General features: G+C 61.7%; 24 protein-coding genes. 3 read left to right on the forward strand and 21 right to left on the reverse strand.

Features of this window, described 5'->3' with window-relative positions; all coding sequences use genetic code 11:
• Positions 1–163: 163 nt before the first annotated feature.
• The 21 genes from AC24GY_RS24660 to AC24GY_RS24760 all read right to left on the reverse strand — a co-directional run bounded on the left by AC24GY_RS24660 (position 164) and on the right by AC24GY_RS24760 (position 21,683).
• A complete protein-coding gene (locus AC24GY_RS24660) occupies positions 164–1,444 on the reverse strand; it encodes a GspE/PulE family protein (protein WP_487688382.1) in 1,281 nt (426 codons plus the stop codon).
• Positions 1,445–1,468: 24 nt separating this feature from the next.
• The gene (glgP, locus tag AC24GY_RS24665; RefSeq protein WP_487688384.1) at positions 1,469–3,163 is read right to left on the reverse strand and encodes an alpha-glucan family phosphorylase; all 1,695 of its coding nucleotides are present in this window, start codon (positions 3,161–3,163) and stop codon (positions 1,469–1,471) included.
• Positions 3,160–3,834 (reverse strand): phosphoribosyltransferase, encoded by a 675-nt coding sequence (locus AC24GY_RS24670; RefSeq protein ID WP_487688387.1) that lies wholly within the window; start codon positions 3,832–3,834, stop codon positions 3,160–3,162. Before AC24GY_RS24670 ends, glgP begins: the two co-directional genes overlap by 4 nt.
• Entirely contained in the window at positions 3,831–4,532 is a 702-nt protein-coding gene (locus AC24GY_RS24675) for a dienelactone hydrolase family protein (RefSeq protein ID WP_487688390.1), read from the reverse strand. Before AC24GY_RS24675 ends, AC24GY_RS24670 begins: the two co-directional genes overlap by 4 nt.
• Positions 4,533–4,556: 24 nt before the next feature.
• Positions 4,557–4,955: a TraR/DksA family transcriptional regulator gene (locus tag AC24GY_RS24680; RefSeq protein WP_422316542.1), complete on the reverse strand. Its 399-nt coding sequence runs from the start codon at positions 4,953–4,955 to the stop codon at positions 4,557–4,559.
• A 4-nt stretch (positions 4,956–4,959) separates the two neighbouring features.
• Positions 4,960–6,585: a chaperonin GroEL gene (gene groL, locus AC24GY_RS24685; RefSeq protein WP_487688392.1), complete on the reverse strand. Its 1,626-nt coding sequence runs from the start codon at positions 6,583–6,585 to the stop codon at positions 4,960–4,962.
• A 158-nt stretch (positions 6,586–6,743) separates the two neighbouring features.
• Positions 6,744–7,196, reverse strand: coding sequence for an Hsp20/alpha crystallin family protein (locus AC24GY_RS24690; RefSeq protein WP_487688394.1), 453 nt, complete (start codon positions 7,194–7,196; stop codon positions 6,744–6,746).
• Between the two features lie 82 nt (positions 7,197–7,278).
• Positions 7,279–7,569, reverse strand: a complete 291-nt coding sequence (locus AC24GY_RS24695; RefSeq protein WP_422316535.1) for a DUF2934 domain-containing protein — start codon at positions 7,567–7,569, stop codon at positions 7,279–7,281.
• A 44-nt stretch (positions 7,570–7,613) separates the two neighbouring features.
• A complete protein-coding gene (locus AC24GY_RS24700; protein WP_487688398.1) occupies positions 7,614–8,201 on the reverse strand; it encodes a hypothetical protein in 588 nt (195 codons plus the stop codon).
• Between the two features lie 195 nt (positions 8,202–8,396).
• Positions 8,397–8,693, reverse strand: a complete 297-nt coding sequence (locus tag AC24GY_RS24705) for a hypothetical protein (RefSeq protein ID WP_487688401.1) — start codon at positions 8,691–8,693, stop codon at positions 8,397–8,399.
• Between the two features lie 160 nt (positions 8,694–8,853).
• A complete protein-coding gene (locus AC24GY_RS24710; RefSeq protein ID WP_487688403.1) occupies positions 8,854–9,525 on the reverse strand; it encodes a response regulator in 672 nt (223 codons plus the stop codon).
• Positions 9,518–12,832 carry a sensor histidine kinase gene (locus tag AC24GY_RS24715; protein WP_487688406.1) on the reverse strand — a complete coding sequence of 1,105 codons (3,315 nt, stop codon included), beginning with the start codon at positions 12,830–12,832 and terminating at the stop codon, positions 9,518–9,520. The genes AC24GY_RS24710 and AC24GY_RS24715 overlap by 8 nt, the downstream gene beginning before the upstream one ends.
• Before the next feature lie 8 nt (positions 12,833–12,840).
• Complete coding sequence (locus AC24GY_RS24720) at positions 12,841–13,293, reverse strand: response regulator (RefSeq protein WP_487688409.1); 453 nt, start codon at positions 13,291–13,293, stop codon at positions 12,841–12,843.
• 29 nt (positions 13,294–13,322) lie between these two features.
• A complete protein-coding gene (locus tag AC24GY_RS24725; RefSeq protein ID WP_487688412.1) occupies positions 13,323–14,495 on the reverse strand; it encodes a PAS domain-containing protein in 1,173 nt (390 codons plus the stop codon).
• On the reverse strand, positions 14,492–17,467 hold the full coding sequence (locus tag AC24GY_RS24730; RefSeq protein WP_487688414.1) for a chemotaxis protein CheB: 2,976 nt from the start codon (positions 17,465–17,467) through the stop codon (positions 14,492–14,494). Before AC24GY_RS24730 ends, AC24GY_RS24725 begins: the two co-directional genes overlap by 4 nt.
• A 247-nt stretch (positions 17,468–17,714) precedes the next feature.
• Positions 17,715–18,131, reverse strand: coding sequence for a c-type cytochrome domain-containing protein (locus AC24GY_RS24735; RefSeq protein WP_487688417.1), 417 nt, complete (start codon positions 18,129–18,131; stop codon positions 17,715–17,717).
• Between the two features lie 38 nt (positions 18,132–18,169).
• Positions 18,170–18,454 carry a hypothetical protein gene (locus AC24GY_RS24740; RefSeq protein ID WP_487688420.1) on the reverse strand — a complete coding sequence of 95 codons (285 nt, stop codon included), beginning with the start codon at positions 18,452–18,454 and terminating at the stop codon, positions 18,170–18,172.
• Positions 18,455–18,568: 114 nt separating this feature from the next.
• Positions 18,569–19,435 (reverse strand): CHAD domain-containing protein, encoded by an 867-nt coding sequence (locus AC24GY_RS24745; protein WP_487688422.1) that lies wholly within the window; start codon positions 19,433–19,435, stop codon positions 18,569–18,571.
• A 15-nt stretch (positions 19,436–19,450) separates the two neighbouring features.
• The gene (locus tag AC24GY_RS24750) at positions 19,451–19,909 is read right to left on the reverse strand and encodes a universal stress protein (RefSeq protein ID WP_487688424.1); all 459 of its coding nucleotides are present in this window, start codon (positions 19,907–19,909) and stop codon (positions 19,451–19,453) included.
• Between the two features lie 5 nt (positions 19,910–19,914).
• Positions 19,915–20,832 carry a universal stress protein gene (locus AC24GY_RS24755; RefSeq protein WP_487688427.1) on the reverse strand — a complete coding sequence of 306 codons (918 nt, stop codon included), beginning with the start codon at positions 20,830–20,832 and terminating at the stop codon, positions 19,915–19,917.
• A gap of 14 nt (positions 20,833–20,846) precedes the next feature.
• Positions 20,847–21,683 carry a S1 family peptidase gene (locus AC24GY_RS24760; RefSeq protein ID WP_487688430.1) on the reverse strand — a complete coding sequence of 279 codons (837 nt, stop codon included), beginning with the start codon at positions 21,681–21,683 and terminating at the stop codon, positions 20,847–20,849.
• 256 nt (positions 21,684–21,939) lie between these two features.
• Here AC24GY_RS24760 and AC24GY_RS24765 point away from each other — a divergent pair, with 256 nt between their 5' ends.
• The 3 genes from AC24GY_RS24765 (at position 21,940) to AC24GY_RS24775 (ending at position 22,777) form a co-directional block, all read left to right on the forward strand.
• Entirely contained in the window at positions 21,940–22,191 is a 252-nt protein-coding gene (locus AC24GY_RS24765; protein ID WP_487688433.1) for a hypothetical protein, read from the forward strand.
• A 64-nt stretch (positions 22,192–22,255) separates the two neighbouring features.
• Complete coding sequence (locus tag AC24GY_RS24770; protein ID WP_487688435.1) at positions 22,256–22,465, forward strand: hypothetical protein; 210 nt, start codon at positions 22,256–22,258, stop codon at positions 22,463–22,465.
• A 24-nt stretch (positions 22,466–22,489) separates the two neighbouring features.
• Entirely contained in the window at positions 22,490–22,777 is a 288-nt protein-coding gene (locus AC24GY_RS24775) for a hypothetical protein (protein WP_487688437.1), read from the forward strand.
• The last annotated feature ends 11 nt before the right edge of the window (positions 22,778–22,788 follow it).

Below are 22,788 nucleotides of genomic sequence, written 5' to 3' on the forward strand. Positions count from 1 at the left end.
CCAAACTGCCGGGCGGGTTCCACCCCACAATGAGCAGGAGTTCTCTATGTTTCTCAGGCGCTGGATGAGGAGCCCTCAGGGTCTGGCGCATGCCATGAAAGAAGGCATGAGGTCATGCCTGCCATTCCCCACGCAGCACCATGCAAGGCTGCAATCCTCCGTGTCAGCAGGCAGGGGAGGGCACAGGTGTCTGCGCATGCAGCGGTCGGATTTCAGACAGCGTGGTCAGACCGGCGGCAACCTTTTCAATCGCATCCGCCAGCAAAACCCGGGTGCCGGATGCCACGACGTGCTCTTGAAGAGCCGGCTCGTCGGCTCCGTGCAGGATGAGAGTGCGCGCTTCTGCGTTCAGCCGCCAGACTTCGAAGATGCCTGCACGGCCTTCGAACCCGGTGCCGGCGCAGGCATCACAGCCCACGGGTTTCCACAGCAGTGCGGGGGCGGCCGCTCCCTGCGCGCTGAACCACTCCTTCTCGGTTTCGGTGATTTCCGTCACGGCGCGGCAGCGTGAGCACAGGCGGCGGACGAGTCGCTGCGAGACCACGACTTCCAGCGCCGCGCAAATCTCCCAGTTTTTCACGCCATAGTTTCGCAGCGCGGTCACCGCGCCCACGGCATCTCGTGCATGCAGGGTGGAAAGCAGCGCCTGCCCGCTGCCCGCCGCAGTGATGGCTGCATGCGCGCTCTCCTGATCACGGACTTCACCGAGCAGCAGGTAGTCCGGGTCGATCCGCAGCATGGCCCGGAGGGCGTCTGAAAATGTCAGTCCGCGTTTTTCATTCACCTCGATTTGTGTGATGCCATCCAGGCTGCATTCCACCGGATCTTCCAGGGTCACGATGCTGCGCGGCTGCTGCTGCAGTTCACGCAGCATGGCGTACAGCGTGGTGGTTTTTCCGGCTCCCACCGGTCCGCAGACCAGCATCATGCCCTGGATCTGGGCCAGCCAGTGGCGCAGGTGGGATTGATCTCCCTCGGACATGCCGGTCTCTTCCAGGCGCAGCACCGGCCGCAGGCCATCAAGCAGTCGGATGCCCAGCATCTCGCCGCTTGGAGTGGGCACGGCTGTGATGCGCAGATCCAGCAGAATGCCGTTGGCCTCCATGCGGGCATGACCGTGCTCCGCACGTGACAGGGCTGACGTGTCCATTTGCGCCAGCACTTTGAAGTAGGTGACAAGGTGCTGTCCTGATGGGCGCGGCACCAAGGCCACATCATGCAGCTGGCCGTCCATCCGCATGCGAATTCGTGTTGCCTCGGCTCCCGGCTCGATGTGCAAATCCGAGGCTTTCCAATGTGCGGCGTCTGCGGCAAGTGCTATGGCAAACTCCTCGGTGAAGGGCAGGTCCGCTGGTGGCGGATGCCTGCGCAGCAGCTCGTGATAACGAACCGCGAGACGTGGTTCGATGGGGCGCTTGTTGAGGGGTGGCGTCGAATGAATCATGGTGTGACGGAGGAGATGCCGAGGTCACTCAAAGTAGGCCTTGATGACGTATTGGGAGACCATGCGCTGAGTGTTGAAGAAGGAGCCGTTGAGCGAGATGCAGTGGCGCATCACATCCGTGAAGCGGTCACGGTCATGGTAGAAAAGCGGCAGCACCACGTGCTCGAGTTTGTCATACAGGGCGGCGGCATCGCACGCATTGCGGTCGGGATGACTGATCTCCATGGCGCAGTTTTCGCCAATCGCCCAGCCCGTCTCGCCTTCGATCCAGCCCTCGATCCACCAGCCATCCAGAATGCTCAGGCTGGGCACGCCATTGAGCGCCGCCTTCATGCCGCTGGTGCCGGAGGCTTCCATCGGCGGCTGCGGCGTGTTCAGCCACACATCCACGCCTGCGGTCATGAGCTTGCCCAGCTCAAGATCATAGTTGGGCAGATACACCATCTGGATGTTTTGATTGAGGCCTTCCTTGACCCGGATGATCCGTTGGATGGCCTCCTTGCCTTGAAAGTCATTGGGATGCGCCTTGCCACCGTAGATGATTTGCAGCGGCCCTGCGCTGGCGGCGATCTGCCTGAGGCGTTGCACATCGCTCACCAGCAGGTCGCTGCGCTTGTAAGCCGTGGCACGGCGTGCAAAACCCAGGGTGAGCTTTTTCAAGTCAAGCACCACGCCTGTGTCATGGCGCACACGATCCAGCAGCTGCTGCTTGGCCACCAGATGCGCCTCCCAGATTTCCGTCAGTGGAAGGCTGTGGGCAAAGCGCAGACTGAAATTGTCAGCGCGCCATCCGGGGATGTGGCGGTCAAACAGCGCCTGAAACGGCGGTGAGGTCCACGAGGCCGCATGCACGCCATTGGTGATGGAATCAATCTTGTAGTGGCTGAACATCAGCTGCGATGTCTCTGCATGCTTCTTTGCCACTCCATTGACATAGTGGCTGAGATTCAGCGCCAGGAAGGTCATGTTCAACGCACCCCCGCAGCAGAAAATCTCCTTCATCTCCGTGACTTCTGCACGCCCCAGCACACGGGTCACGAGATCCAGCCCGAATTGATCATGGCCGGAGGCCACCGGCGTGTGCGTGGTGAAGACACACTGGCGGCGCACCGTTTCCACATCCTCATGATTGAAGGTGGGGCGGCCGGCATTGCGCGCGCATTCATCGAGCAATTCCAGCCCCAGCAGCGCGGCGTGGCCTTCGTTCATATGATAACGGGTCAGCGCCTTGCAGCCCAGCGCACGCAGCATGCGCACACCGCCGATGCCGAGCACCACTTCCTGGCAGATGCGGTAGAGGGCGTCTCCCCCGTACAAAAAATGGGTGAGCGTGCGATCCCAGGCTGAATTTTCCGGGAGATCCGTGTCGAGGAAGAACACCGGCACGCTGACGCCGCCCGGTGCCCGGACTTCATACTTCCACGCGCGCAGATGCACGGTTCGGCCTTCGATGCACACGCTGACACGCGGCGCCTGTTCCTCCAGATGGCCGCCGATGTCCCAGTCGCAGGGCTCCTCACGCTGCCAGCCGCTGGCATCCAGTTTCTGATTAAAATACCCCTTCCGGTGCAGCAGGGTGACGGCCACCATGGGCACCTTCAGCTCCGCAGCAGAGCGCACCGTGTCACCTGCCAGCACTCCCAGCCCCCCTGCATACGTCGGCATGGCGGAGTCCAGGGCGATCTCCATCGTAAAATAGGCGACGAGCGGTTCATTCATGGCCCGGACACAGCTTGCGTTTCATGGCACGCCGCCTGTGCCAGCACCAGTCTGACTTCATCATCGGTGGTTTGGGAGAAGTCTTCATACCAGCGGCTGACACCCCCAAAATCCTCCGGCATCGTGAGCACCACCAGATCATCCACCAGAGGATTCAATGCCGCGCATGAGTCAGGCGCGGCCACCGGTACGGCGATGATGATCTCCTTCGGATGCTGCTGCCGCAGGGCCAGCACTGCGGCCCGAATCGTGGAGCCGGTGGCAATGCCGTCATCGATCAGAAAGACCGTTCTGCCCGCGACTTCCGGCGCGCCGGTGTGTCCGCGATAGGCCATTTCACGGCGGTTCAGCTCCTTCAGCTGAGCTGTGGCCTCGGCTTCAAGCGCTGCGCGCGGAATGCCCAGCGCACGCATCATGTCATGATCGACCACCTGCACACCACCGCTGGCAATGGCTCCCATGGCGAGTTCTTCATACCCGGGTACACCCAGCTTGCGCACCACCAGCACATCCAGCGGTGCATGCAGTTTGCGCGCCACCTCATAGGCCACGGGCACGCCACCGCGTGGCAGGCCGAGGACGATCACGTCCTCGCGGTTGGCATGCTTCATGAGTGCTTCGGCCAGCATCTGGCCGGCATGCACACGGTTGTTAAAAACAAGCGGCTTCATGCGGCGATGCTCCAGTCGTCAGAAATGTCCATGTGACGTTTGAACCAATTCGCGCTCATCTGCGCCACCTGCTCCAGCTTGCCCGGTTCTTCAAAGAGATGCGTGGCGCAGGGCACGACGCGAAATTCTTTTTCACAGTGCAGCTTTCCATAGGCTTCGCTGTTCAGGCAGAGAACCATTTCATCATAGCCGCCGACAATCAGAAGCGTCGGCGAGCATACCTGGGGAAGGGCGCTGCCTGCGAGATCAGGACGTCCGCCGCGCGAGACCACGGCGGCAATTTGGTCGCCGAGTTGCGCCGCCGCCATCAGCGCGGCTGCCCCGCCGGTGCTGGCCCCAAAGTAGCCCAGCTTCAAGCCTCGCGTTTCCGGCTGCTCCGCAAGCCAGCGCGTCACACTGACGAGCCTCTGCGTCAGCAGGTCGATGTCAAAGCGCAGCGTGCTGGTGTTCGCGTCCTGCTGCTCCTCCTTTTGCGTCAGCAGATCAAACAGCAGTGTGCCGAGGCCTGCCTCACGAATGATCCTGGCCACGAATTGATTGCGCGGGCTGTGCCGGCTGCTGCCGCTGCCGTGCACAAAGAGCACCACCCCGGGCGCATTGGCTGGAACTTCCAGCTCTCCTTTGAGCTCCACATACCCCGTTGGGATCTTCACCGTGGTGGGCATCACTTTTTTAGAAATCCGAGGGGCGGTTTTCATATGAGAAGTTTCGGTTGAGACGGCTCATCCGGCCGGGTTGCTGCCTTCCTGCTCCAAGCGTTCCTCCACTTCCCGCGTGAAGCGTGTCCATGGCACGGCGCGCAGTCGGGCGGCAGGAATGGGTCTTCCCGTCTCTTCGCAGATGCCGTAGCTGCCGTCCAGAATCCGGCGGATGGCGGCCTCCACCTCATAAAGCGCATCCTGCTCCTGAGAAAGCAGCCCCAGGGCGAGGTCGTGGTCGAACTCATCCGTGGCGGTGTCGGCGGTGTCCATGCTGTTTTGCTCCAGCGGACCAGACACTTCCGCGATCTGGATGGCGTGGGTGTCCAGCAGGTGATCGCGGAACGACTGCAGCCGCTGGTAGTGCCAGGCCCAGTGCTGCGGCACCTGCGGTGAAGTGGGATGTTGGGATGAGGCTTGCATGAGTTTATTCCATTCCGGGCGTCATGGACGCTTCGTGGTTTTCCTTCGGCTCCGGCAGTTCGGTCATGGTGGCTTCGGTCAGCAGCAGAACGCTGGCGACGGAAACGGCGTTCTCCAACGCGATGCGCACCACCTTGGTGGGGTCGATGATGCCGGCTTGCACCAGGTCCACATACACACCGCATGAGGCATCGAAACCGTAGTTGCCCGTGCCCTCGCGCATTTTGCTGACCACCACGCCGTCATCAGCGGCGGAGTTTTCAGCGATCTGGCGTGCCGGTGCCTCAAGGGCGCGTTTGAGGATGAGCAGGCCGGTGCGCTCATCGCCTTCCGCCGCCACGGCTTCACGTTCCACGGCATCGATGGTGCGCAGCAAGGCCAGCCCGCCGCCGGGCACGATGCCTTCGGCGATGGCGGCCTTTGTGGAACTGATGGCGTCATCAAAGGCGTCCTTGCGCGCCTTCATCTCCGACTCCGATGGAGCGCCCACGCGCACCACCGCGACGCCGCCGCTGAGCTTGGCCAGGCGCTCTTCCAGCTTCTCGCGGTCGTGATCGGAGGTCGTGGCCTTGATCTGCGCACGCAGTTCATTGCAGCGCCCTTTGATCGCCTCTTTGCGGCCCTCGCCACCGACAATGGTCGTGGCGTCTTTGGTGATGACCACCCGCTTGGCGCGGCCGAGATCATGCAGCGTGACTTTTTCCAGCGTCATGCCCAGCTCTTCGGAGACCACCTTGCCACCGGTGAGGATGGCCATGTCCTGCAGCATGGCTTTGCGGCGTTCGCCGAAGCCGGGGGCTTTCACCGCCACACAGGCGAGGACTCCGCGCAGACGGTTGACCACCAGAGTCGCCAGGGCCTCGCTCTCCACATCCTCCGCCACCAGAAGCAGGGAGCGCCCGCTCTTGGCCAGCTCTTCCAGGAGCGGGATCAGATCCTTCATGTGCGTGATCTTGCGCTCAGTGAGCAGAATCAGCGGCTCATCGAGCACGGCCTCCATCTTCTCCGGGTTCGTGACAAAATACGGCGAGGTGTAACCATGATCGAACTGCATGCCTTCGACGACATCCACGGAGGTTTCCGTGGTCTTCGCCTCCTCCACGGTGATCGCACCTTCGGATCCCACCTTCTCCATCGCATCCGCTACAAGATCGCCCATGGCCGGATCATTGTGCGCGGAGATGGTGGCCACCTGCGCCTTCTCCTTTTTGCTCGCCACGGGGCGTGACAGTCCGCGCAAAGCCTCCACTGCCACGCGCAGTCCGCGGTCAAGTCCGCGCTTGAGATCCACCGCCGAGGCTCCTGCGGTGACATTGCGCACGCCTTCGGCATAGATGGCATGCGCCAGCACGGTGGAGGTGCTGGTGCCATCGCCGACAGATTCGCCCGTGCGCTCCGCCGCCTGTCGGATCATCTGGGCACCCAGGTTTTCCTCGGGATCTTTCAGATCAAATTCTTTGGCAATGGTCACGCCGTCGTTGCAGACGAGCGGCCTGCCCCATTTGCGCTGGATAAGCACGCTCTTGGATTTTGGACCAAGCGTGATGCGCACGGCATCGGCCAAAGCTGCGGCGCCGCGCAGGATTTTTTCACGTGCTGCCGCACGAAAGGTGACTTGTTTGTGTGCCATAAGCCAGTCTTCTGGTGGGAGGTTTTTTGGGGGAGGCTGACACGAAGCCAGCGGAGTAAATGATGGGGCATGGACTTAAACGGAGGAAAAACAACCGGCGACCGTGACACTGGCTGCCTCCGCCCCATGGCCCCATCATTTAGCTCTTTCGCGCGGGCCTACTGCACCTTCACTTCGATGCTCTTGGGTTTGGCCTTCTCGTCCTTCGGCAGGTGCACGCTCAGCACGCCGTCTTTGAACTCAGCGCTGACCTTGTCGCCATTGACGGATTCGGGCAGGGTGAAGCTGCGCAGGAAACTGCCATAGGAGCGCTCGATGCGGTGGAACTTCTTGCCCTTCTCCTCCTTCTCGCTCTTGCGCTCGCCGGAGATGGTGAGTTCGCCGTTCTCCACGCTCACCTTCACTTCCTCCTTCTTCAGCTCAGGAAGCTCGGCTTTGACGAGGTATTCGTTGTTGTCTTCGCTGATGTCCACCAGCGGTGTCCATTGGGCGACGGTCATGGCTTCTTTCTCGCCGTTTCTGGAGGGCCAGGTCAGGCCAAAGAGACGGTCCAGGCGGTTTTCCAGACTGCCAAGTTCACGGAGAGGATTCCAGGTTGTTAATGCACTCATGATGTTTGTTTTGGGTGGTTCTGCCGGCGGAAAGTGAAAAGCCGGTGCAGCCTGTCCGCCGGGTGCAGGCCGCACTGGAGATTCATTGGGCTCTGGCCTGCTGTTTGCCGGCCTTGGGCTGGCTCTTCGCCGGGGCTTTGCCAGCGGCTGAGGCGGCACGCTTGGTCGCGGTCTTTCCGTTCCCCGCCGCCTTTTGACTGGCCGGGGCTTTCTGTCCGGCGGCGGACTTCGGTTCACGCTTGCCGAAAAGCTGCTGCTCTGCTTGCAGCCAGAATTTCAGATCTTCGCCAGGAGGGCAGTGGGCTTGCTGCCAGAGGTGATAGGCGAGCAGGCTGATCTCTTCGTAGCGGTGTTCAGGGCGGTGTGGAGGCATGGAGTTCATAGGTGTGGGTTGCTGTTGGATGGAAAAATCGGGCTTCAGCCGTTGATGCCCCAGAAGCGGGGGGCGGACTGGAATTCCCCGCCGAAGGGCTTTGCCCGATAAACGGCAACCGGGCTTTTGCGGGAGAGGAGCTGCGTGGCAAAGTTGCGGTCCAGGCGCTGATCAAAATCCGCATTGGACATGAATTCTGTCTGCCACTTGTCCGCGACGTCTTTCAGGTGGGAGCACACCGGCCCCGCATTGCCGGTGAACTCATAGTCCTCTTCATGCAGGGCAACGAGGATCGGGCGGGTGTCCCGCCTCTGTTTGGGAATCGCCTCAAACCACTGCACGATGTGGCCGGGGAGACTCGCATCATCTGCGGCGGAGACGATGAGCAGATCCGCCGCTGCTGCTGCACGCACGGAGGTGGTGCGCACGTCATGCCTTTCCAGTTTGTCAAAGCTCCAGGTGACCGGGCAAACCTGCAGATCAGGACACAGGGTGTATTTCAGCCACTCCAAGGCCTCCATGATGCGGATGTTGGCGAAGAAGCCGTCGTGAATGGCGACGACGGAGAAGGCGGGCCGGGATGCCTGGACGATTAGTTTGCGTGGTGCGGGAGGAGATGCGGTGTGTTGCATGACCTGAGAATGACGAGGCATGCAAATCCCGGCAATTAGCAGAGTCGCTCTGCGTTTCTCAGCAAATGGCTGAGCTGGTCTCAGACGCCCGTCCGGGGGAGCTTCGTGCTGCACGGTGGTGCAGATGTACGCAACGGGTTGCGTCAGGACGGCTGCTCATGGCTGCATGAGCGTGAGGTGAAGGCCTGCCGCCCCTCATTGGGCGGCGCCAGTGCCTGGGCGCTCACTGGCCGGCTGCTTCTGCGGCTTTTTGCAGGGATTGGTTCCCTCAAGCCACCTGTGGAGGAAAAGCCAGTCCACATGGCGTGCGAGGTTGGTCACGTTCAGATCACGGAAGGGATGGCAGTTGCCCTCCTCGGCTTCGGTCGTGGCGGCGGGGGCTGGTATTGCGGGAGGGGGAGGGGAGATGCCGGCAATCTCACGCAGGAGCCGCTGCCTGAGCGCGGCTTCGTTTGCAGCTTCCTGCTGCTGGAGGTGCTCATGAGTGCTCATATGCCCGATGCTAGAAGGTGTTCTGCAGCGCACAATGAGGAGACCCTCCCGGTGCTTCTAAGCCAATGGCTGAGGCGATCGCGGGCTGGTGGCAGAGTTTGGCGGCGGACATTCAGGCCTTGGCGTGTGTCGGATTCGGCAAGATCAGGGCTTCGGCGGTTCAGACTTGTTCACCGACCCAGCGGACGGCGTAGTGGATGAGTTCGGTGCCGTTTTTGAGGCCGAGCTTTTCCTTGATGTGGCCGCGATGAGTGTCCACGGTTTTGAGGCTGATGTGGAGTTCCTGGGCGATGGCGCGGTTGTCCTTGCCCTGGCCGGTGAGGCGGAGGATTTCGAGTTCGCGGTCGGTGAGTTTTCCCACGGTGGAGGTGCTGGCGGAGGAGCGGGGGCGGGAGAGGGCGTCGAGGATGGCGGAGGCGGTGCTCTCGCTGGCATAGACCTGGCCGTTGAGAACTTTGGTGATGGCCTCGCGCATCTTCTCGGGGCCTTCCTGTTTCATGATGTAGCCGCGCCCGCCGGCACGCAGCACACGCTCGGCATAGAGCTGTTCGTCATGCATGGAGATGACGAGCACGGGAAGTTCAGGCCGTATGGCATGGACGTCCTGCAGAAGCTCAAGGCCGCTTTTGCCGGGGAGATTGATGTCCATGAGGACGAGATCGGGATTGAGCTTTGATATGGAGTCAAAGGCGTCGCGGGCGTTGTCGGCTTCACCACAGACAACGACACCGGGAATGGCTGCGGCGATGCGGACGAGGCCATCACGGAACACGGGGTGGTCATCGACGATGAACACTTTTTTGGCCGATGTGCTGGAGGCTTTTTTAGTCATGGCTGGTTTTGGGTGAAGCTTGAGGAGTGGGAATGGTGCAGACCACGGTGGTGCCGAGGCCGGATTGATTGCGCTGGATGTCGAGAACGCCGCCAATCATGTCGGCGCGGTACTTCATGATGCGCAGGCCCATGCCCTGGCGTTTGGGTTCGAGTTCGGTGATGCCCCTGCCATTGCCCTTGTCGTGAATGGAAAGCACGGTGTGGAGGGGATTGGTGGAGAGCTCGATGTCGATCTCCTTGGCCAGACCATGCTTGACGGCGTTGGTCACGGCTTCCTGGGCGATGCGGTAGAGATGGGTGGCGGTGGTGTTGTCCATCTCAATGGAAGGGGGGCACTTGCTACGGCATTTGATGCGGAACATCTGGCTGGTGCGCGCGGCCAGCTCATCCAGCGCGGCGACGAGCCCGCCTGACTGCACCGCCACGGGGTGAAGACCGCGAGCGAGCGAGCGGGTCAGAGCCAGGGCCTCCTTGAGCAAGCCGGTGATTTTTCCGGCGTCTTCAGACTCGGGTGACTGCTTCTTGATCAAGCTGGCCTGCAGCAGGTCGCAGAGCAGCCAGATGCCCGCGAGCTGCTGGCCCAGATCATCGTGCAAATCCTGGCCGATGCGCTGCTTTTCATGTTCGCTGATGTGGAGGATTTCTTTTTCGAGCTTTTTGCGCGCGGCAATCTGCTGCTTAAGTTCGGCATTGGTCTGCTGAAGCTGCAGGGTGCGTTCTTCCACGCGTTTCTCCAGCTCCTCATTGAGCCGGCGGATCACCTGCTCGGCGCGTTTGCGCTCGCTGACATCCACATGGGCGATGACGACGGAATGCGGGCCATTGCCTGCGAAGGGGGTGACGTAGCCGACAAACCAGCGCTGCTGGGTGGGCGAATGGCAGGCGTATTCCAGGCTGAAGCGCGTGGATGCACCGCTCATGACCTCACGGATGCCCGCGGCGAAACGTGACGCATCCTCTTCACCGTCCCCTGCGGCGGCGTCACAGACGGCCAGGTAGTTGCTGCCCACGCCGCCGACATTGATGGCAGCGCCGTTGGCTTTGGCAAAGGCGGTCCATGCCTCATTGGTGCTGATGATTTTGCCGTCGCAATCGAGCACGACAATGCTTGCGGGTATGGCCTCCAGCGTGGATTCGGCGAAGCGGCGCGCCTTCATGATCTCATCTTCTGCGCGCACCCGGTCATTGATGATTTCGGCAAAGATGATGAGGCCTCCGATTTCGCCCTTCGCATCATACCAGGGGCGGCACACCCATTTGACCCAGTCGAGGGTGCCATCGGCACGGGGGAACGGGTCACGCTCGCAGCTTTCCGTGGCACCGGCCAGGCAGCGCTGGTGAATCTGCTTCACGCGTTCCGGGATCTCAGGAAAGACTTCATAATGCGACCTGCCGGTGAGGTCTCCGACGTCGAGGCGGAAATCCCAGGCCCAGCGGTCGCTGACGGAGAGGTAGCGCATGTCGCGGTCAAACATCACGACGGGGGCGGGTGTGTGTTTGATGAACAGGCGCAGGCGTTCCTCGCTGGCGAGGAGGGCCTGCTCGGTTTGTTTGCGGCCGGTGATGTCCTCCGCGATGCCCACGATGCTGCGTATGCTGCCGTCGTCATTGTGGATGGTGCTGGCCGTTCCACTGACCCAGATCACGGTCCCATCTTTGCGGACGCAGCGACGCTCCGTTTCATAAGAGGACAACTCACCGCGCAAAACGTTTTGCACCCTCTCCCGGCTGATCGCAGCATCCTCGGGATGGGCGAGACTGACGGGGGACATGCCAGCCAGGAGTTCTTCGCGGCTGTAGCCGGAGATGGAGCAGAAGCGGTCATTGACCCGGGTGAAACGGCCATCGGGCCCCAGCTCGACGGTGCCAACGCCGACGTTCTCGAAGAAGCCGCGGAAGCGGGCCTCGCTGTCCCGCAAGGCAGCCTGGGCCTGCTCCGTTTTCTGCCGTTCGGCGATGGCATCCTCCATGAGGTTGAGGGCAGCGAGGCGCGACTCGCGCAGGGACTGGATGGCCTGGGTGAGCTCCGCCGTGCGTTCGATCACGCGCTGTTCCAGCTCTGAGTGGGAGCGCGCCAGAGCCTGCTCGGCCAGCTTGCGGTCGGTGATGTCCATCAGTGCGGTGATGGAGCCTCGCGGCAGACCTGCCTCGTTGAGCAAGGGGGTGGAGAAGGCCAGAATATCGCGACTGGTGCCATCCTCGAAGACAAGGTCGAACTCAAAGCCATGGACGGGATCGCCTTTGGCAGCGCGCTGAGCAGGCTGTTCTGCGGGGCTCAGTTCGCGGCCATCCTTGAAGATCTTGAGATGGCGGGGCCTCAGAGCAGGGGGGGCGCTCAGGGAAGCTTCCGCTCCGGTGGGAAGGTGCAGCAGTTTGTCCGCAGCCTGGTTGCCTTTGATGTGCCGGCATTCCGGATCATCGGCGATCAAGATGGGGGTGGGCACGGCATCGAGCAGGATGGCCAGCTCCGCCGCACGCTGGCGTTCGCGGCGCTCGCTCGCACGCAGGGCATCCTCTGCACGTTTGGCTTCGGAGACGTCATTGAAAAGGATGGCGACCTTGCGGCTGTCCGGACCGCCAAAGCGAAAAGCGGAGACATCGAACCAGCGCTGAAGGGCCCGGGCTTCGTTGACAAAGCGTCTTGGTTCGCCAGTCAGGGCGATTTCTCCGTAAATTTGGAACCAATGCTCTTCATAATCTGGAACGAGTTCGCGCATGAACCTGCCCCGGGCATTGCGCAATCCCGTCTGGGCCTCAAAGGCAGGATTCACTTCAAGGAAGCGGCAATCAACGGGGTGAGCTTGCGAGTCGAAGACCACCTCGATAATGCAGAAGCCCTCGATCAGCGTATTGAACAAAGAATGATACTGCTCCTGCGAGAGTCTGAGAGCCTCCTCGGCGGCGGTGAGACGCGCCTTCTCCTCCAGTCGTGCCAGAGCGCGCTGCACCACGGTGGGCACGAGGGTGATGAAGTTGACGTCCTTGACGAGATAATCGAGGGCGCCGCGCTTCATCATTTCCACCGCCACGCGCTCGTCCCCCTGGCCGGTGATGATGATGAAGGGCAGGTGGTCATGCATGCCGTCCAGGCGGTCAATCAGGTCATTGCCGCCCAAACCGGGCAGCTTCAGATCCAGCAAAACCAAGTCTGCGTGATGGTTCTTCATCCAGCCGACGGCCTCTTCGCCGGAGCTGACGCTGGCGGAGTGAATGCCAACCCGCTGCAATTCACGCGTGATGAGCCTGGCAATACCAGGATCATCATCGACCACGAGGATGGTCGCGGGTGTTTGCGGGCTGGCCATGAGGAGGGTTAGTTCTGATCCTTGATTTCAGGAACTTTGACGAGGGAGACAAACATGCCAAGCTGGGCGATGGCATCGGCGAAGCTGTCGTAGTCCACCGGCTTGACGACATAGCTGTTGCAGCCGAGCAGATGGCAGCGCTCGATCTCGCGGGGATCGTCGGTGGTGGTGAGCATGATGACCGGCAGCTTGCGGAGGGCGACATCTTCCTTGATCTGGCGCAGCGCCTCCACGCCGTCCACCTTCGGCATGCGGATGTCCAGCATGAGAAGATAGGCGGTGTCTTTCTGGCGGTGGGGGCCGAGACCGCGGCGGAAGAAGAAATCGAGCACCTCCTGGCCGTTTTCGTAACGCTGGATGACATTGCTCAGGCCAGCCCGCCTGAGGTTTTTTTCAATGAGCCGTGCGTGGCCGACATCGTCGTCGGCGATGATGATGACTACTTGCTGGGTGATGTTCATGTCTTGCTGGGAGAGTGAAAATTCATGAGTCAAACGTGGTCCGAGAGCAAGGTTTCCACGCGATAGCGAGGCGGCTGCCCGGCTTGCTGGAGCAGGGTGTTGATCTCTTGTTTTAGCTCGATCATGCGGAGCTCGCGGTCCACCATGGCGCGGTTGAAGCGCTCCAGTTCGTCGTTCTTGGAGCAGAGCTCGGCATTGCGCATGCGCAGCTCCTCCTCCGCCACTTTCTGCTCGGTGACGTCACTGGCGATGCCGCAGAGCTGCCGGGGCCGGCCGTCTCTGCGGCCAATGATGATGCCGCGATCCATGATCCAGTGAATCTCCCCCTCACGATCCAGAATGCGGTATTCGATTTGATAGGTGTCGGTCTCACCGGCAAGCCAGCTTTGAAAGGCTGCGCCCACGGCAGGCAGGTCTTCTGCATGGATGGCCTTCATCCAGACCTTGGAGTCCGCATAGAGCTCCTTGGCAGGCACGCCCCAGATATTCTCAAAGGCCGGGCTGATGTAGGTCACCCGGGGAGGGTTGAGCTCCATGAACCAGAACACCTCGCCCATGTTTTCGGCGAGCAGGCGGAACTTGGCCTCGCTGGCGCTGAGAGCGGCCTCAATGCCACGCCGCTCGGTGACATCCATGATGGCGGTGCGGCACCAGCCGGGCTTGCTTTCTAAATCCTGTGCGGGCCGGGTGGTGAACTCGGTCAGGCGCTCGCCTTTGTCCTTGGTGGCGAGGTGCATGGTGGCGCACAGTTCGTGGCCGGCACGCCGGCACTCCCAGAGATGTTTGAGGAAGGTCTTGCGGTCAGGCTGTGCCATATATGGCATCATGGGGCGGCCCATCAGGTGAGTGATGGTGTAGCCCAGCAGTTCTGCGGCGGTATGATTGATCTCGCGGATACAGCCTTTGGCATCGAGGGTGACATAACCCACCGGCGCCAGATTGTAGAGATCCGCATAGCGGTGACGGCTGAGCTCCAGATCAGCATTGGCCTCTCCGAGCTGTTCGTTGCGCAGCTCCAGCTGGTCCTGCTGCTCCTGCATCTGCGTCATTAATTCCGCTGTTTTAACAGCTTCGGCACGATCCTGAGTTTGCTCCCGCAAGAGGGCTTTGATGCGTGTGCGCGCTTTGGCTGCACGGGGCTGGGACGGCTGCTTTTTGGCAGGCTTTGCAGCTTTGGCCTTCTTGCTGGCGGCACGTTTCATGGCGGCTCGGGTTTTGCGGTGATGTCCTCCATGGCCAGCAGAAGCAGGGGAGACTGGCCGGCTTCAAGATCGAGGCAGCGTGCGTTGAGCAGCATGGTGCGGCTGCCGAGGCCTGAAAAGTGGTGCTGGAGGTGAAGATCCTGAAACGTGGTCTTTGCGGCCAGCACTTTTTCCAAGGACGAGCGCAACTCCGGCATGGCCCAGGCGCCGTTGTCGAGATCAAAGAGGAGCCTGCCCTCCGTGGTTTCCGGCCTGGCATTGAAGAAGGCGTAGAAGCTGCGGTTGGCGGTCTTCACACGCAGGCCGCCATCCAGCACGAGCAGAGGCTCACGCACGGTGGCCACGATGGCTTCGGCATAGCTGCGCTCCGCCTCGGCCTGGGCGAGCGCGCGCTTCACGGCGTCGATGTCCAGCAGGGTGATCACGACGCCGTCGATGCGATTGTCCGCGGTTTTGTAGGGGCGGATGCGGAGGACATGCCAGCGGCCTTCGAGGTCCTGCACCTCCTGCTCATGGAGGGCGAGGGTTTCGAGCACTGCGCCGATGAGTTCAGGAAGGCTGGGCAGCTTGAGCTTGATTTTGAAGTCGGAGATGGACCGGCCGATGTCACCTGGAATGAGATTGAGCACTTTCTCCGCCTTGGGGGTGAAACGGCGGATGCGCAGATCCGAGCTGAGGATGATGATGGGGATGTCCACGCTGCCAAACAGGTTGAGCATGTCATCGCTGAGCTCCCGCAGCTCGAGATTCCGGCTCTGGAGCTCGTCATTGAGGGTGGTGAGCTCCTCGTTGGTGGACTGGAGCTCCTCGGTGGCCGTTTCCATTTCCTCGTTGGTGCTTTGCAGCTCCTCGTTGCTGGAAAGGATTTCCTCATTGGCGGCGCGCAGCTCCTCATTGGAGGCGTCCTGCTCCTCGATGATGCGCTGGAGGGAGAGCTTGGTGGCGGCGAGTTCATCCTGCAGCTGCTCGAGTTCATGCATGGGCCCGGTGGTGCGCTGCGCCCTGCCTTTCCTGGTGGCGGGGGCTGAGACGGAGGCCTTCTCTTCAAAGAGGACGAGAAAGAAAGGCTCGCTGAAATTTGGCATCAGCAAGGGGAGCACTTTCACATCCACCGTGAGCACGCGCCCTTCGTGGCGGATCTCCACGCCGGTCTTTTGGACTTCACGCTTTTGCCTGGTGGCCTTGGCAAGCAGGGGGCGCAGCTCCACAGCGAGTCCCTGGCGCGCCATTTTCAGGAGGTTCAGGGTGGCTTCTCCGGGGGTGTTTTCCAGGAAGGGGCCGGTGCGTCCGCGGAACTGGAGGATCTCCATGCTGGAGTTCACCACGACGCCAGCCGGGGCGAACTGGCTGAGAACGACGGCGTCCGCCTGCTTGCGGATATCTCCGAGCGCGGGCTCCACGGGAGTGCGGGTGAGGCCGTGGCGGGTGCCTTCGCTGCGATCGATCATGGTGGTGAAGCGGGTGGGCAGGCCGGTGTGGCGAACATGGGAAAACTTCTTTTCGTAGATGCGGAACTTGGCATCGACCATGGCGAAGAGCTCGGCAAAGCCGCTGACGGACTCCGCAGTGCCGAGGACCAGAAAGCCGCTGGGCCGCAGCGCATAGTGAAACACGGGCAGCACGCGTTTCTGCAGCGCCACATCAAAGTAGATGAGCACATTGCGGCAGGAGATGAGATCCACATGCGAGAAGGGCGGGTCCTCAAACAGATTCTGCCGTGCGAACATGCAGATGTCGCGGATGGATTTGTTGATGCGGTAGCCGCCGTCAGACTTGGTAAAGAATTTGCGCAGGCGCTCCGGCGAGACGTCTTCCTTGATGCGCTCCGGATAGAGGCCTGCGCGTGCGCGGATGAGAACGGCTTCATTGATGTCCGTGCCGAAGAGCTGCACGGGACAGCGAATGCCTTCCTTCTCCATGACTTCAGTGAGCACGATGGCCATGGAGTAGGCCTCCTCCCCGGTGGAGCAGCCGGCCACCCAGAAGCGGATGGGGGCATCCGGCTGCCGGTTTTTGAGGATCCGGGGAAGGATCTTCTTCTTGAGCAGTTCGAACATCTTGGCGTCGCGGAAGAAGCCGGTGACGCAGATGAGGATGTCCTGGAACAAAGCCGAGACCTCTGCGGGGGTGTTGTGCAGGAAGGCTGCGTATTCCCGCATGGTGTCCTGCTTCAGCAGCACCATGCGGCGGCTGATGCGCCGCCGGAGAGTGGCGGGCTTGTAGTGGGTGAAGTCCACACCGCACTGGGCGCGGAGGATGGTGCAGATTTGTTTGAATGCATCGCCATCGACCGGGGGCAGCGCTTCCCCGCCATCCAGGGCCAGCGGGCGAAGATGAGGATGGCTGCCAATCCTGACGAGTTCGTGGGCAATTTCCTGCGGTGAGAGAATGTAGTCCGCGCAGCCGCTGGCGCTGGCACTGGAGGGCATGCCGGCATATTTGGCGGAGGCTTCATCCTGCACGAAGGTGATGCCGCCAGCCGCCTTGATTTCCTCCAGCCCGAGGGTGCCGTCTGTGCCGGTGCCGGAGAGAACGATGCCGAAAGCCTGCCCGCCCTGATCCGCCGCCAGAGCACGAAAAAAGTAATCGACCGAAGCATGGAGGTCATGCCCACTGCCGCGCGGCAGCAGGCGCAGGGTGCGATCCTTGATGCCCATGAGCTTGTTCGGGGGGATCACATAGACGTGATCTGGCTGCGCCTGCATGCCGTCCCGTGCCTCCGTGACCGGGAGGGTGGTGACGCGTGAGAGCAGCGAGGTGAGTGCGCTTTCATGCTGTGGATCAAGGTGTTGCACGAGGATAAAACTCATGCCGGTGTTTGCTGGCAGCTCTTTGAGCAGCGCCGTGGCGGCCTCCAGCCCGCCTGCGGAGGCCCCGATGCCGACCACTGGGAAGGAGGCAGCCGGGTGAAGGCTGCGGACTCGCTTGGCAGTGGGCAGAGGCCGCTTGGGCTTTGGGGCTCGGGATTTCATGGATATGGATCGCTACGAGAAGCACAAAGCCTTGTAAAAGCCAATCGATCACCGGTGACAAATGCCGAATCCGGCGTGCCTGCGGGAACCTCTTACCTCACGCATCCATGTTCCAACTCATGGGCATGACTAGGCATACCCAGAGAGGGAGATCAATGAGCGTAGTGGTGCGACGCGTCTCAGCCAACGGATGAGATGGTATGCAAGAATGATCTAAGAGACGGGGCCGACGGGTGGTGTGAGTGGATCAGGAAGGGGTGCTCTTCCATTCCTGCGGGGGGACGAGCCGGACAGCGGGCAGCCATTTGGCGCCCTGCCGGATCCAGTCATGCAGAAGACGTGAGTGCTCGTGCTCCAGCCGCTCTGGCGTGGGGGGCATGGCCACGGGGCTCTCATGGCCGAGGAGGAGGACTTTGTAGAGCAGGCTGTGATGGGGAGCACCGGGCACGATGACGGGGCCGCTGCGCCCGCCTTTCATGGCGAGCTTTTGAGTCTTCAGATTCAAGCCCGCGCAGACGTAGTGGTGCTGATGGCACTCCAGGCAGCGCGTTTCGAGGAGGGGCTTTACCTCGGTGACAAAGTCCACCTCATGCGGTGGCTCCATCTGCATGCAGGACGGCAAGCCCAGCAGGGCAACCAACGCGGCGAATGACTGGAGTTTCATGGCGATGGAAAGGGGGAAGGGGAAGGGTGGAGGAGGCCTCAGGCGGCGAAGCCGAAGCGATGCCTGACCTGAGCGGCATCCAGACCGAGGGAACCGGCAAGCAGGCGCGAGGCGAGACGCTCTGCGGCGACGCGCAGCATGCGGTCCGACTGCGGCTGATCGAGTGCGATGCCTTCATGTTTGATGCTCCGGATGCGGGCGCCGACGATGAGGAGGTTCATGAGGAAGTCCTCGGCTTCGACGGGATCGTCCGTGCGGTGGGTGTCGAGGCGCTGATTGTGCTGGGGGTGGATGACGTATTCGATGTCAAATTTGGCGAGCATGGTAGTGGGTGGTTGGGGTTGATGTGAGGTGAGAGAAGAAAGGGGTGATGCGGCTCTGGCTTGCGGGGAGGGGAAATGCTTTGGCTGAGGTGGTGTGTGTCGCATGTAGTGTGCTCATGCCATGGTGCGGGACAGGCTTGCGTGCAGGGATGTGGTGACGCGGCGCAAGAGCTTTGAGGGACTGAGCTCAAACAGGCGGCGGGCCTTGCGGAAGATGCGGGCGAGCAGGTTCTTCATGCGGCGGCGGATGGTGCGCACCCAAGCCACAGGAGCGTGCTGCTGGCAGTGCGCGTGCAGGAGGGAGAGATCATGCATCTGGCCGAGCCAGCTGCCGAGCCTGCGTGAGAGCTTCAGGTGACGGCGGTCATGCAGCAGGAGGAGCGACTGGAGGTAGTGATCCTTTACAGGCGAGCGCCAGCGGTGCAGATGCTCTGGCGTGGGCTTTTTCCTGCTGCGGCGGAACCCCTGGAGGGCTGTGGCATAACGGCGGACGTAGGCTTTGGCAATGTCTTGCCCGTCCATGGGGAGGATGGTCAGGGTCTCCAAGCGGTGAGTGAGATCCTGGGCGGTGGCTTTGAGCCTGAGCAGCTCTGTGCGAGTGGGGAGGTCTGCGGAGCGTCTGCCTTTCTGCGGAGCGGGGAAGTGGATGGCGGGGAGGTGACAGGTGGTGCTGCATTTCACCTGGAATTTGGCGGCGAGTGACTGCAGCACGTGCTGATCGCGGTTTCTTGAGAAGGCCTGCTTGAGGATGCGAAGCCGGCGGCGGATGGCGTGCAGCGTGGCGGGGGGAAGCCCGGGCTTGAGGAGGCGCAGGATGGCACGGAGCTTTTTCATGCGCACGCGCAGGGTGTGAATGCGGCGCTGCACATCGTCCGAGGGCAGGAGTTCAAGATCGCGCTCGGCCTGACGTGAGATGGAGAGGAGGGTGCTGCGGATCTTGCGCAGCAGGAGGGGCTCCAAGGATGAGGGTGCGGAGGCCATGGCGGGAGGGAGGGTTCAGCGCTTCTCCTGCGCAGGGTCATCTCCCGGCACCACCAGAACGGGACAATGGGCGTGCTTCAAAACATCGTCCGACATGCTGCCGACGAGGAGATGGTAGATCGTGCTATGGTGGTGGGAGCCGAGGATGATGAGATCGGCGCCGAGTTTCCGGGTTTCCTCCAGCACGGACTCCACGCTGGCGCCGACCATCTGCCGCACGACTGCATCCACGCCGTATTTGACGAGGGAGTCGCGCATTTCAATGAGGCGGTCATGGTGCTGGTGCACACGCTCCGGGGGCGGATCCTGCAGGATGACGGGCGAGCTCATTCCGACCTGGACCATGGCGGGCTCCTTTGGGACGACATGCAGGAGGACGACTCTGCTCTTGAACGCGACCGCGAGGAAGTGGGCCTGCTTGAGCACTTTGAAGGTGAGGTCCGAGAGATCGACGAGGACAACGATGTTTTTCATGGGGATCATGGGTTTTCCGGGGATGGCCTGACCACGAGAAGAGAGCAGGGGAGGCGGGTGAGGAGGCGCTCGGCCGTTGATCCCATCAGCACGTAGCGGAGGTTTGTCCGCCCTTTGCTGCCGACGATGATCAAGTCCGCCGTGCGCTCCTGTGCCTGTGCCACGATGCCATTGGCATGATTCATGGATTCGTGGAGCGTCTCCGTGGAGGTGATGCCCTGTGCGGCCGTGCCAATGAAATCGTGGAGTTCGCGGCGCAGATTTTCAAGGTAGGCCTGCCTCTCCGCCGAGGTGAAAACGAGGGTGGGGTAGGTGGACTCCACGACTTCGCTCTGATGGGGGGTGACGATCCATGGCTCACGCCAGACATGCAAAAAATCCACGGTGGCCGAGTCCTTCAAAGCGATCCGGCGGGCGGACGCCACGACCTCCCGGGAGGTCTCTGAAAAATCAATGCAGGCGATGATTTTCTGAAACGCGTGCCGGTGATGGGAGCGCACCAGCAGGACGCGGGAGGGAGACTTGCGCGCGAGCTTGCTGGAGACCGAGCCGGCGCCTGCGGTGGCTTCGCCCGAACCTGTGATGCCGGCCACGAGCAGGTCTGCCTGGGTGCTGCGGACATGCTCGAGGATTTCATGCAGAGGTGTGCCAACGGAGATGGTGAGCTCGGCATTGGCGGGCACTTCTGAGAGAGCGAGCCAGGCCTGGAGCGCGGACTGAGCGCCGAGAGTGGCGGTGCGGGCCTGGCTTTCGTAGCTGGACTCACGACTGGCGGCCATGGCGGCGACTGCCGCTGAATCAACCACATGCAGCACCTGCAGTCTGGCATCCTGAAGGCGTGCGATGCGTGATGCCTGATCAAGGGCGGCGCGGGAACCGGTGGAAAAATCCACTGCGACGAGGATGGACTTGAGCGTCTGCATGGGGATGAGGAATCTCAGCGGGTGGGTTTGGCGGGAAGCTTTTGAACGGCGGTGGCGCTTTTGTTTTCGTCGGCTGCGACGAGTGCGAGCGTCTCGCGGATGACGTCTGCATCGACAGCGATGGCGAGGTGCGAGAAATTGCGGGTGCCGGGACTGACGCGCTGGATGATCATGCCCACGAGTTTGGGACGGCCGCTGGTGCCTGCGATGAAGACGGGTGCGCCGCTGTCGCCGGGGTAGACGTCTGAGTCGATTAAAAAACGGCCATGGGCCTGAGGTTTGCCCACTGGATAAGAGGCGATCCTGCCGCTGCGCAGAACGGGGAAGGCGCCGTCGGTGCCGGGAAGGACCTCGGGATAACCGAGGAAGGAGACCTCGATGCCGGAGTGAAGTGATGTGCCATCGTGGGAGAGCGATTTTTCATTGAGGCAGGATGATATGTCGGCACGACTGGCGATCTCGGGGGGGAAGTGCAAGGCGAAGGCGGCGAGATCATAGCGCGGATGGCGGACGTAGAAGGGCTCATTGCCAGCCCGAGCCGGAGGGGAGAATGCGAGAAGGGACACTTGGGCCTCGCCTTTTGCGTCTGGCATGCGAAAGCCGATGATCAGGGGGCCTTTGCCCATGGTTTTCAGCACGTGGACGGAGGTGAAGACGACGGGCACCTTTCCGCCTGGGGCGCTGGGATCGCGGCGATTGATGACAAAGCCTGTGGCTGCGCCTTTCAGCGTGGCGAGCGGATAGGTGGACCACATCATTTTTTCGCTGCCATTCATACGGCCGGCGCAGGCGGACCCTCCGAAGCAAAGAATGAGTGCCAGCAGCAGGGCGTGGAGAGGGTGTGTGGTCATGGTGGGCGGTGTGATCTGCGGTGCAGTCAAGGGGTGGCCCCGAGCTGAAGGCGTGGGTGAAACTGGAGGAGGAGCGATAGAGCATGGCCGAGCTGTGCAGCAATTGCCGGATGTCCCTGATGCAGCTCAGTAAACGGCTGAGATGCGGGAGGGGCTCTTTCCCATGGCGGTTTTGCAGGGGGGATGTTTACGATCAGGCACAGGTTCCATGTGACACGAACTGCGGAATGACAGATCCAAATCCTGAAACCAGGTCATGAAAACAACGGCTATTATCATCGCGATCCTCAGCCTTGCAGCGCTGACGTGCTGCCACAAGAAGCCCAAGGACACCAGGCTGCCCGAGCCTGAGGTGAGGAAGGAGAAGGCAGCGCATGAAGCTTCTGCGCGCCCGCATCTTCCTGATGCAGCACCCATACCGGTGATCGCGGTGCCGCCTGCGCCGACACCCGCCGCAGTGCCGGTGCCTGCGCCGCCGCCAGGAGCAACGGCTCCCGCCTGCACATGATCCGCCCGGCAATCACCAAACCGCGGGCAGCCGCACGCACGTAATAACATTAGAGTTCACCGCCATGAAAACGAAAACCACAGCCACGAACGCAACGACTGAAGCCCCCGCCAAGCCCCTGCCACGGAAACTGGGAGCGAATCACAGCGAGACCGCCAAACGGCCGCGCAAGCATGACAACAACTTCAAGCAGTCCAAAGACCTGCGCGAAGACCGCGGTGTCCGCCAGTTGAAGGCGAGCCCGAAATCCCAGTCTGCGCGCGGCGGACGGTGAAGTGCACTCCTAACATTTCATGCCATGAATACCTCTGAAACACCCCATCCCGCCGAGCTCTGCCTGCATCGTACTCTGGAGCGTGCGGAAGACTATGTGCGGCGTGAGCCGACCAAGGCGGTGGGAGCCGCCCTGGGAGCGGGTTTGGTGCTGACCTTGCTGCCGGCGCGCAGCATGGTGAGGCCCATCGCCGCACTGGGTGCTGCGATGGTGTCTCCCACGCTGCTGGGGCTGGGCCTGATCAAGGCGTTTGAACTCTGCTGTCAAAGCACCCCGGCCAAGGAAGAAACACCGCCCGTGGATTCGCCCTGAACACCTCCAAC

The organism is Prosthecobacter sp. Pr1 (assembly GCF_057652315.1).

Coding starts and splice junctions, on each gene's coding strand:
- AC24GY_RS24720 (WP_487688409.1), bottom strand. CDS start 13,293: ATGAACATCACCCAGCAAGTAGTCATCATCATCGCCGACGACGATGTC.
- AC24GY_RS24710 (WP_487688403.1), bottom strand. CDS start 9,525: ATGACTAAAAAAGCCTCCAGCACATCGGCCAAAAAAGTGTTCATCGTC.
- AC24GY_RS24750 (WP_487688424.1), bottom strand. CDS start 19,909: ATGAAAAACATCGTTGTCCTCGTCGATCTCTCGGACCTCACCTTCAAA.
- AC24GY_RS24725 (WP_487688412.1), bottom strand. CDS start 14,495: ATGAAACGTGCCGCCAGCAAGAAGGCCAAAGCTGCAAAGCCTGCCAAA.
- AC24GY_RS24715 (WP_487688406.1), bottom strand. CDS start 12,832: ATGGCCAGCCCGCAAACACCCGCGACCATCCTCGTGGTCGATGATGAT.
- AC24GY_RS24755 (WP_487688427.1), bottom strand. CDS start 20,832: ATGCAGACGCTCAAGTCCATCCTCGTCGCAGTGGATTTTTCCACCGGT.
- AC24GY_RS24680 (WP_422316542.1), bottom strand. CDS start 4,955: ATGCAAGCCTCATCCCAACATCCCACTTCACCGCAGGTGCCGCAGCAC.
- AC24GY_RS24705 (WP_487688401.1), bottom strand. CDS start 8,693: ATGAGCACTCATGAGCACCTCCAGCAGCAGGAAGCTGCAAACGAAGCC.
- AC24GY_RS24765 (WP_487688433.1), top strand. CDS start 21,940: ATGAAAACAACGGCTATTATCATCGCGATCCTCAGCCTTGCAGCGCTG.
- glgP (WP_487688384.1), bottom strand. CDS start 3,163: ATGAATGAACCGCTCGTCGCCTATTTTACGATGGAGATCGCCCTGGAC.
- AC24GY_RS24700 (WP_487688398.1), bottom strand. CDS start 8,201: ATGCAACACACCGCATCTCCTCCCGCACCACGCAAACTAATCGTCCAG.
- groL (WP_487688392.1), bottom strand. CDS start 6,585: ATGGCACACAAACAAGTCACCTTTCGTGCGGCAGCACGTGAAAAAATC.
- AC24GY_RS24660 (WP_487688382.1), bottom strand. CDS start 1,444: ATGATTCATTCGACGCCACCCCTCAACAAGCGCCCCATCGAACCACGT.
- AC24GY_RS24760 (WP_487688430.1), bottom strand. CDS start 21,683: ATGACCACACACCCTCTCCACGCCCTGCTGCTGGCACTCATTCTTTGC.
- AC24GY_RS24775 (WP_487688437.1), top strand. CDS start 22,490: ATGAATACCTCTGAAACACCCCATCCCGCCGAGCTCTGCCTGCATCGT.
- AC24GY_RS24745 (WP_487688422.1), bottom strand. CDS start 19,435: ATGGCCTCCGCACCCTCATCCTTGGAGCCCCTCCTGCTGCGCAAGATC.
- AC24GY_RS24695 (WP_422316535.1), bottom strand. CDS start 7,569: ATGCCTCCACACCGCCCTGAACACCGCTACGAAGAGATCAGCCTGCTC.
- AC24GY_RS24730 (WP_487688414.1), bottom strand. CDS start 17,467: ATGAAATCCCGAGCCCCAAAGCCCAAGCGGCCTCTGCCCACTGCCAAG.
- AC24GY_RS24675 (WP_487688390.1), bottom strand. CDS start 4,532: ATGAAAACCGCCCCTCGGATTTCTAAAAAAGTGATGCCCACCACGGTG.
- AC24GY_RS24770 (WP_487688435.1), top strand. CDS start 22,256: ATGAAAACGAAAACCACAGCCACGAACGCAACGACTGAAGCCCCCGCC.
- AC24GY_RS24735 (WP_487688417.1), bottom strand. CDS start 18,131: ATGAAACTCCAGTCATTCGCCGCGTTGGTTGCCCTGCTGGGCTTGCCG.
- AC24GY_RS24740 (WP_487688420.1), bottom strand. CDS start 18,454: ATGCTCGCCAAATTTGACATCGAATACGTCATCCACCCCCAGCACAAT.
- AC24GY_RS24690 (WP_487688394.1), bottom strand. CDS start 7,196: ATGAGTGCATTAACAACCTGGAATCCTCTCCGTGAACTTGGCAGTCTG.
- AC24GY_RS24670 (WP_487688387.1), bottom strand. CDS start 3,834: ATGAAGCCGCTTGTTTTTAACAACCGTGTGCATGCCGGCCAGATGCTG.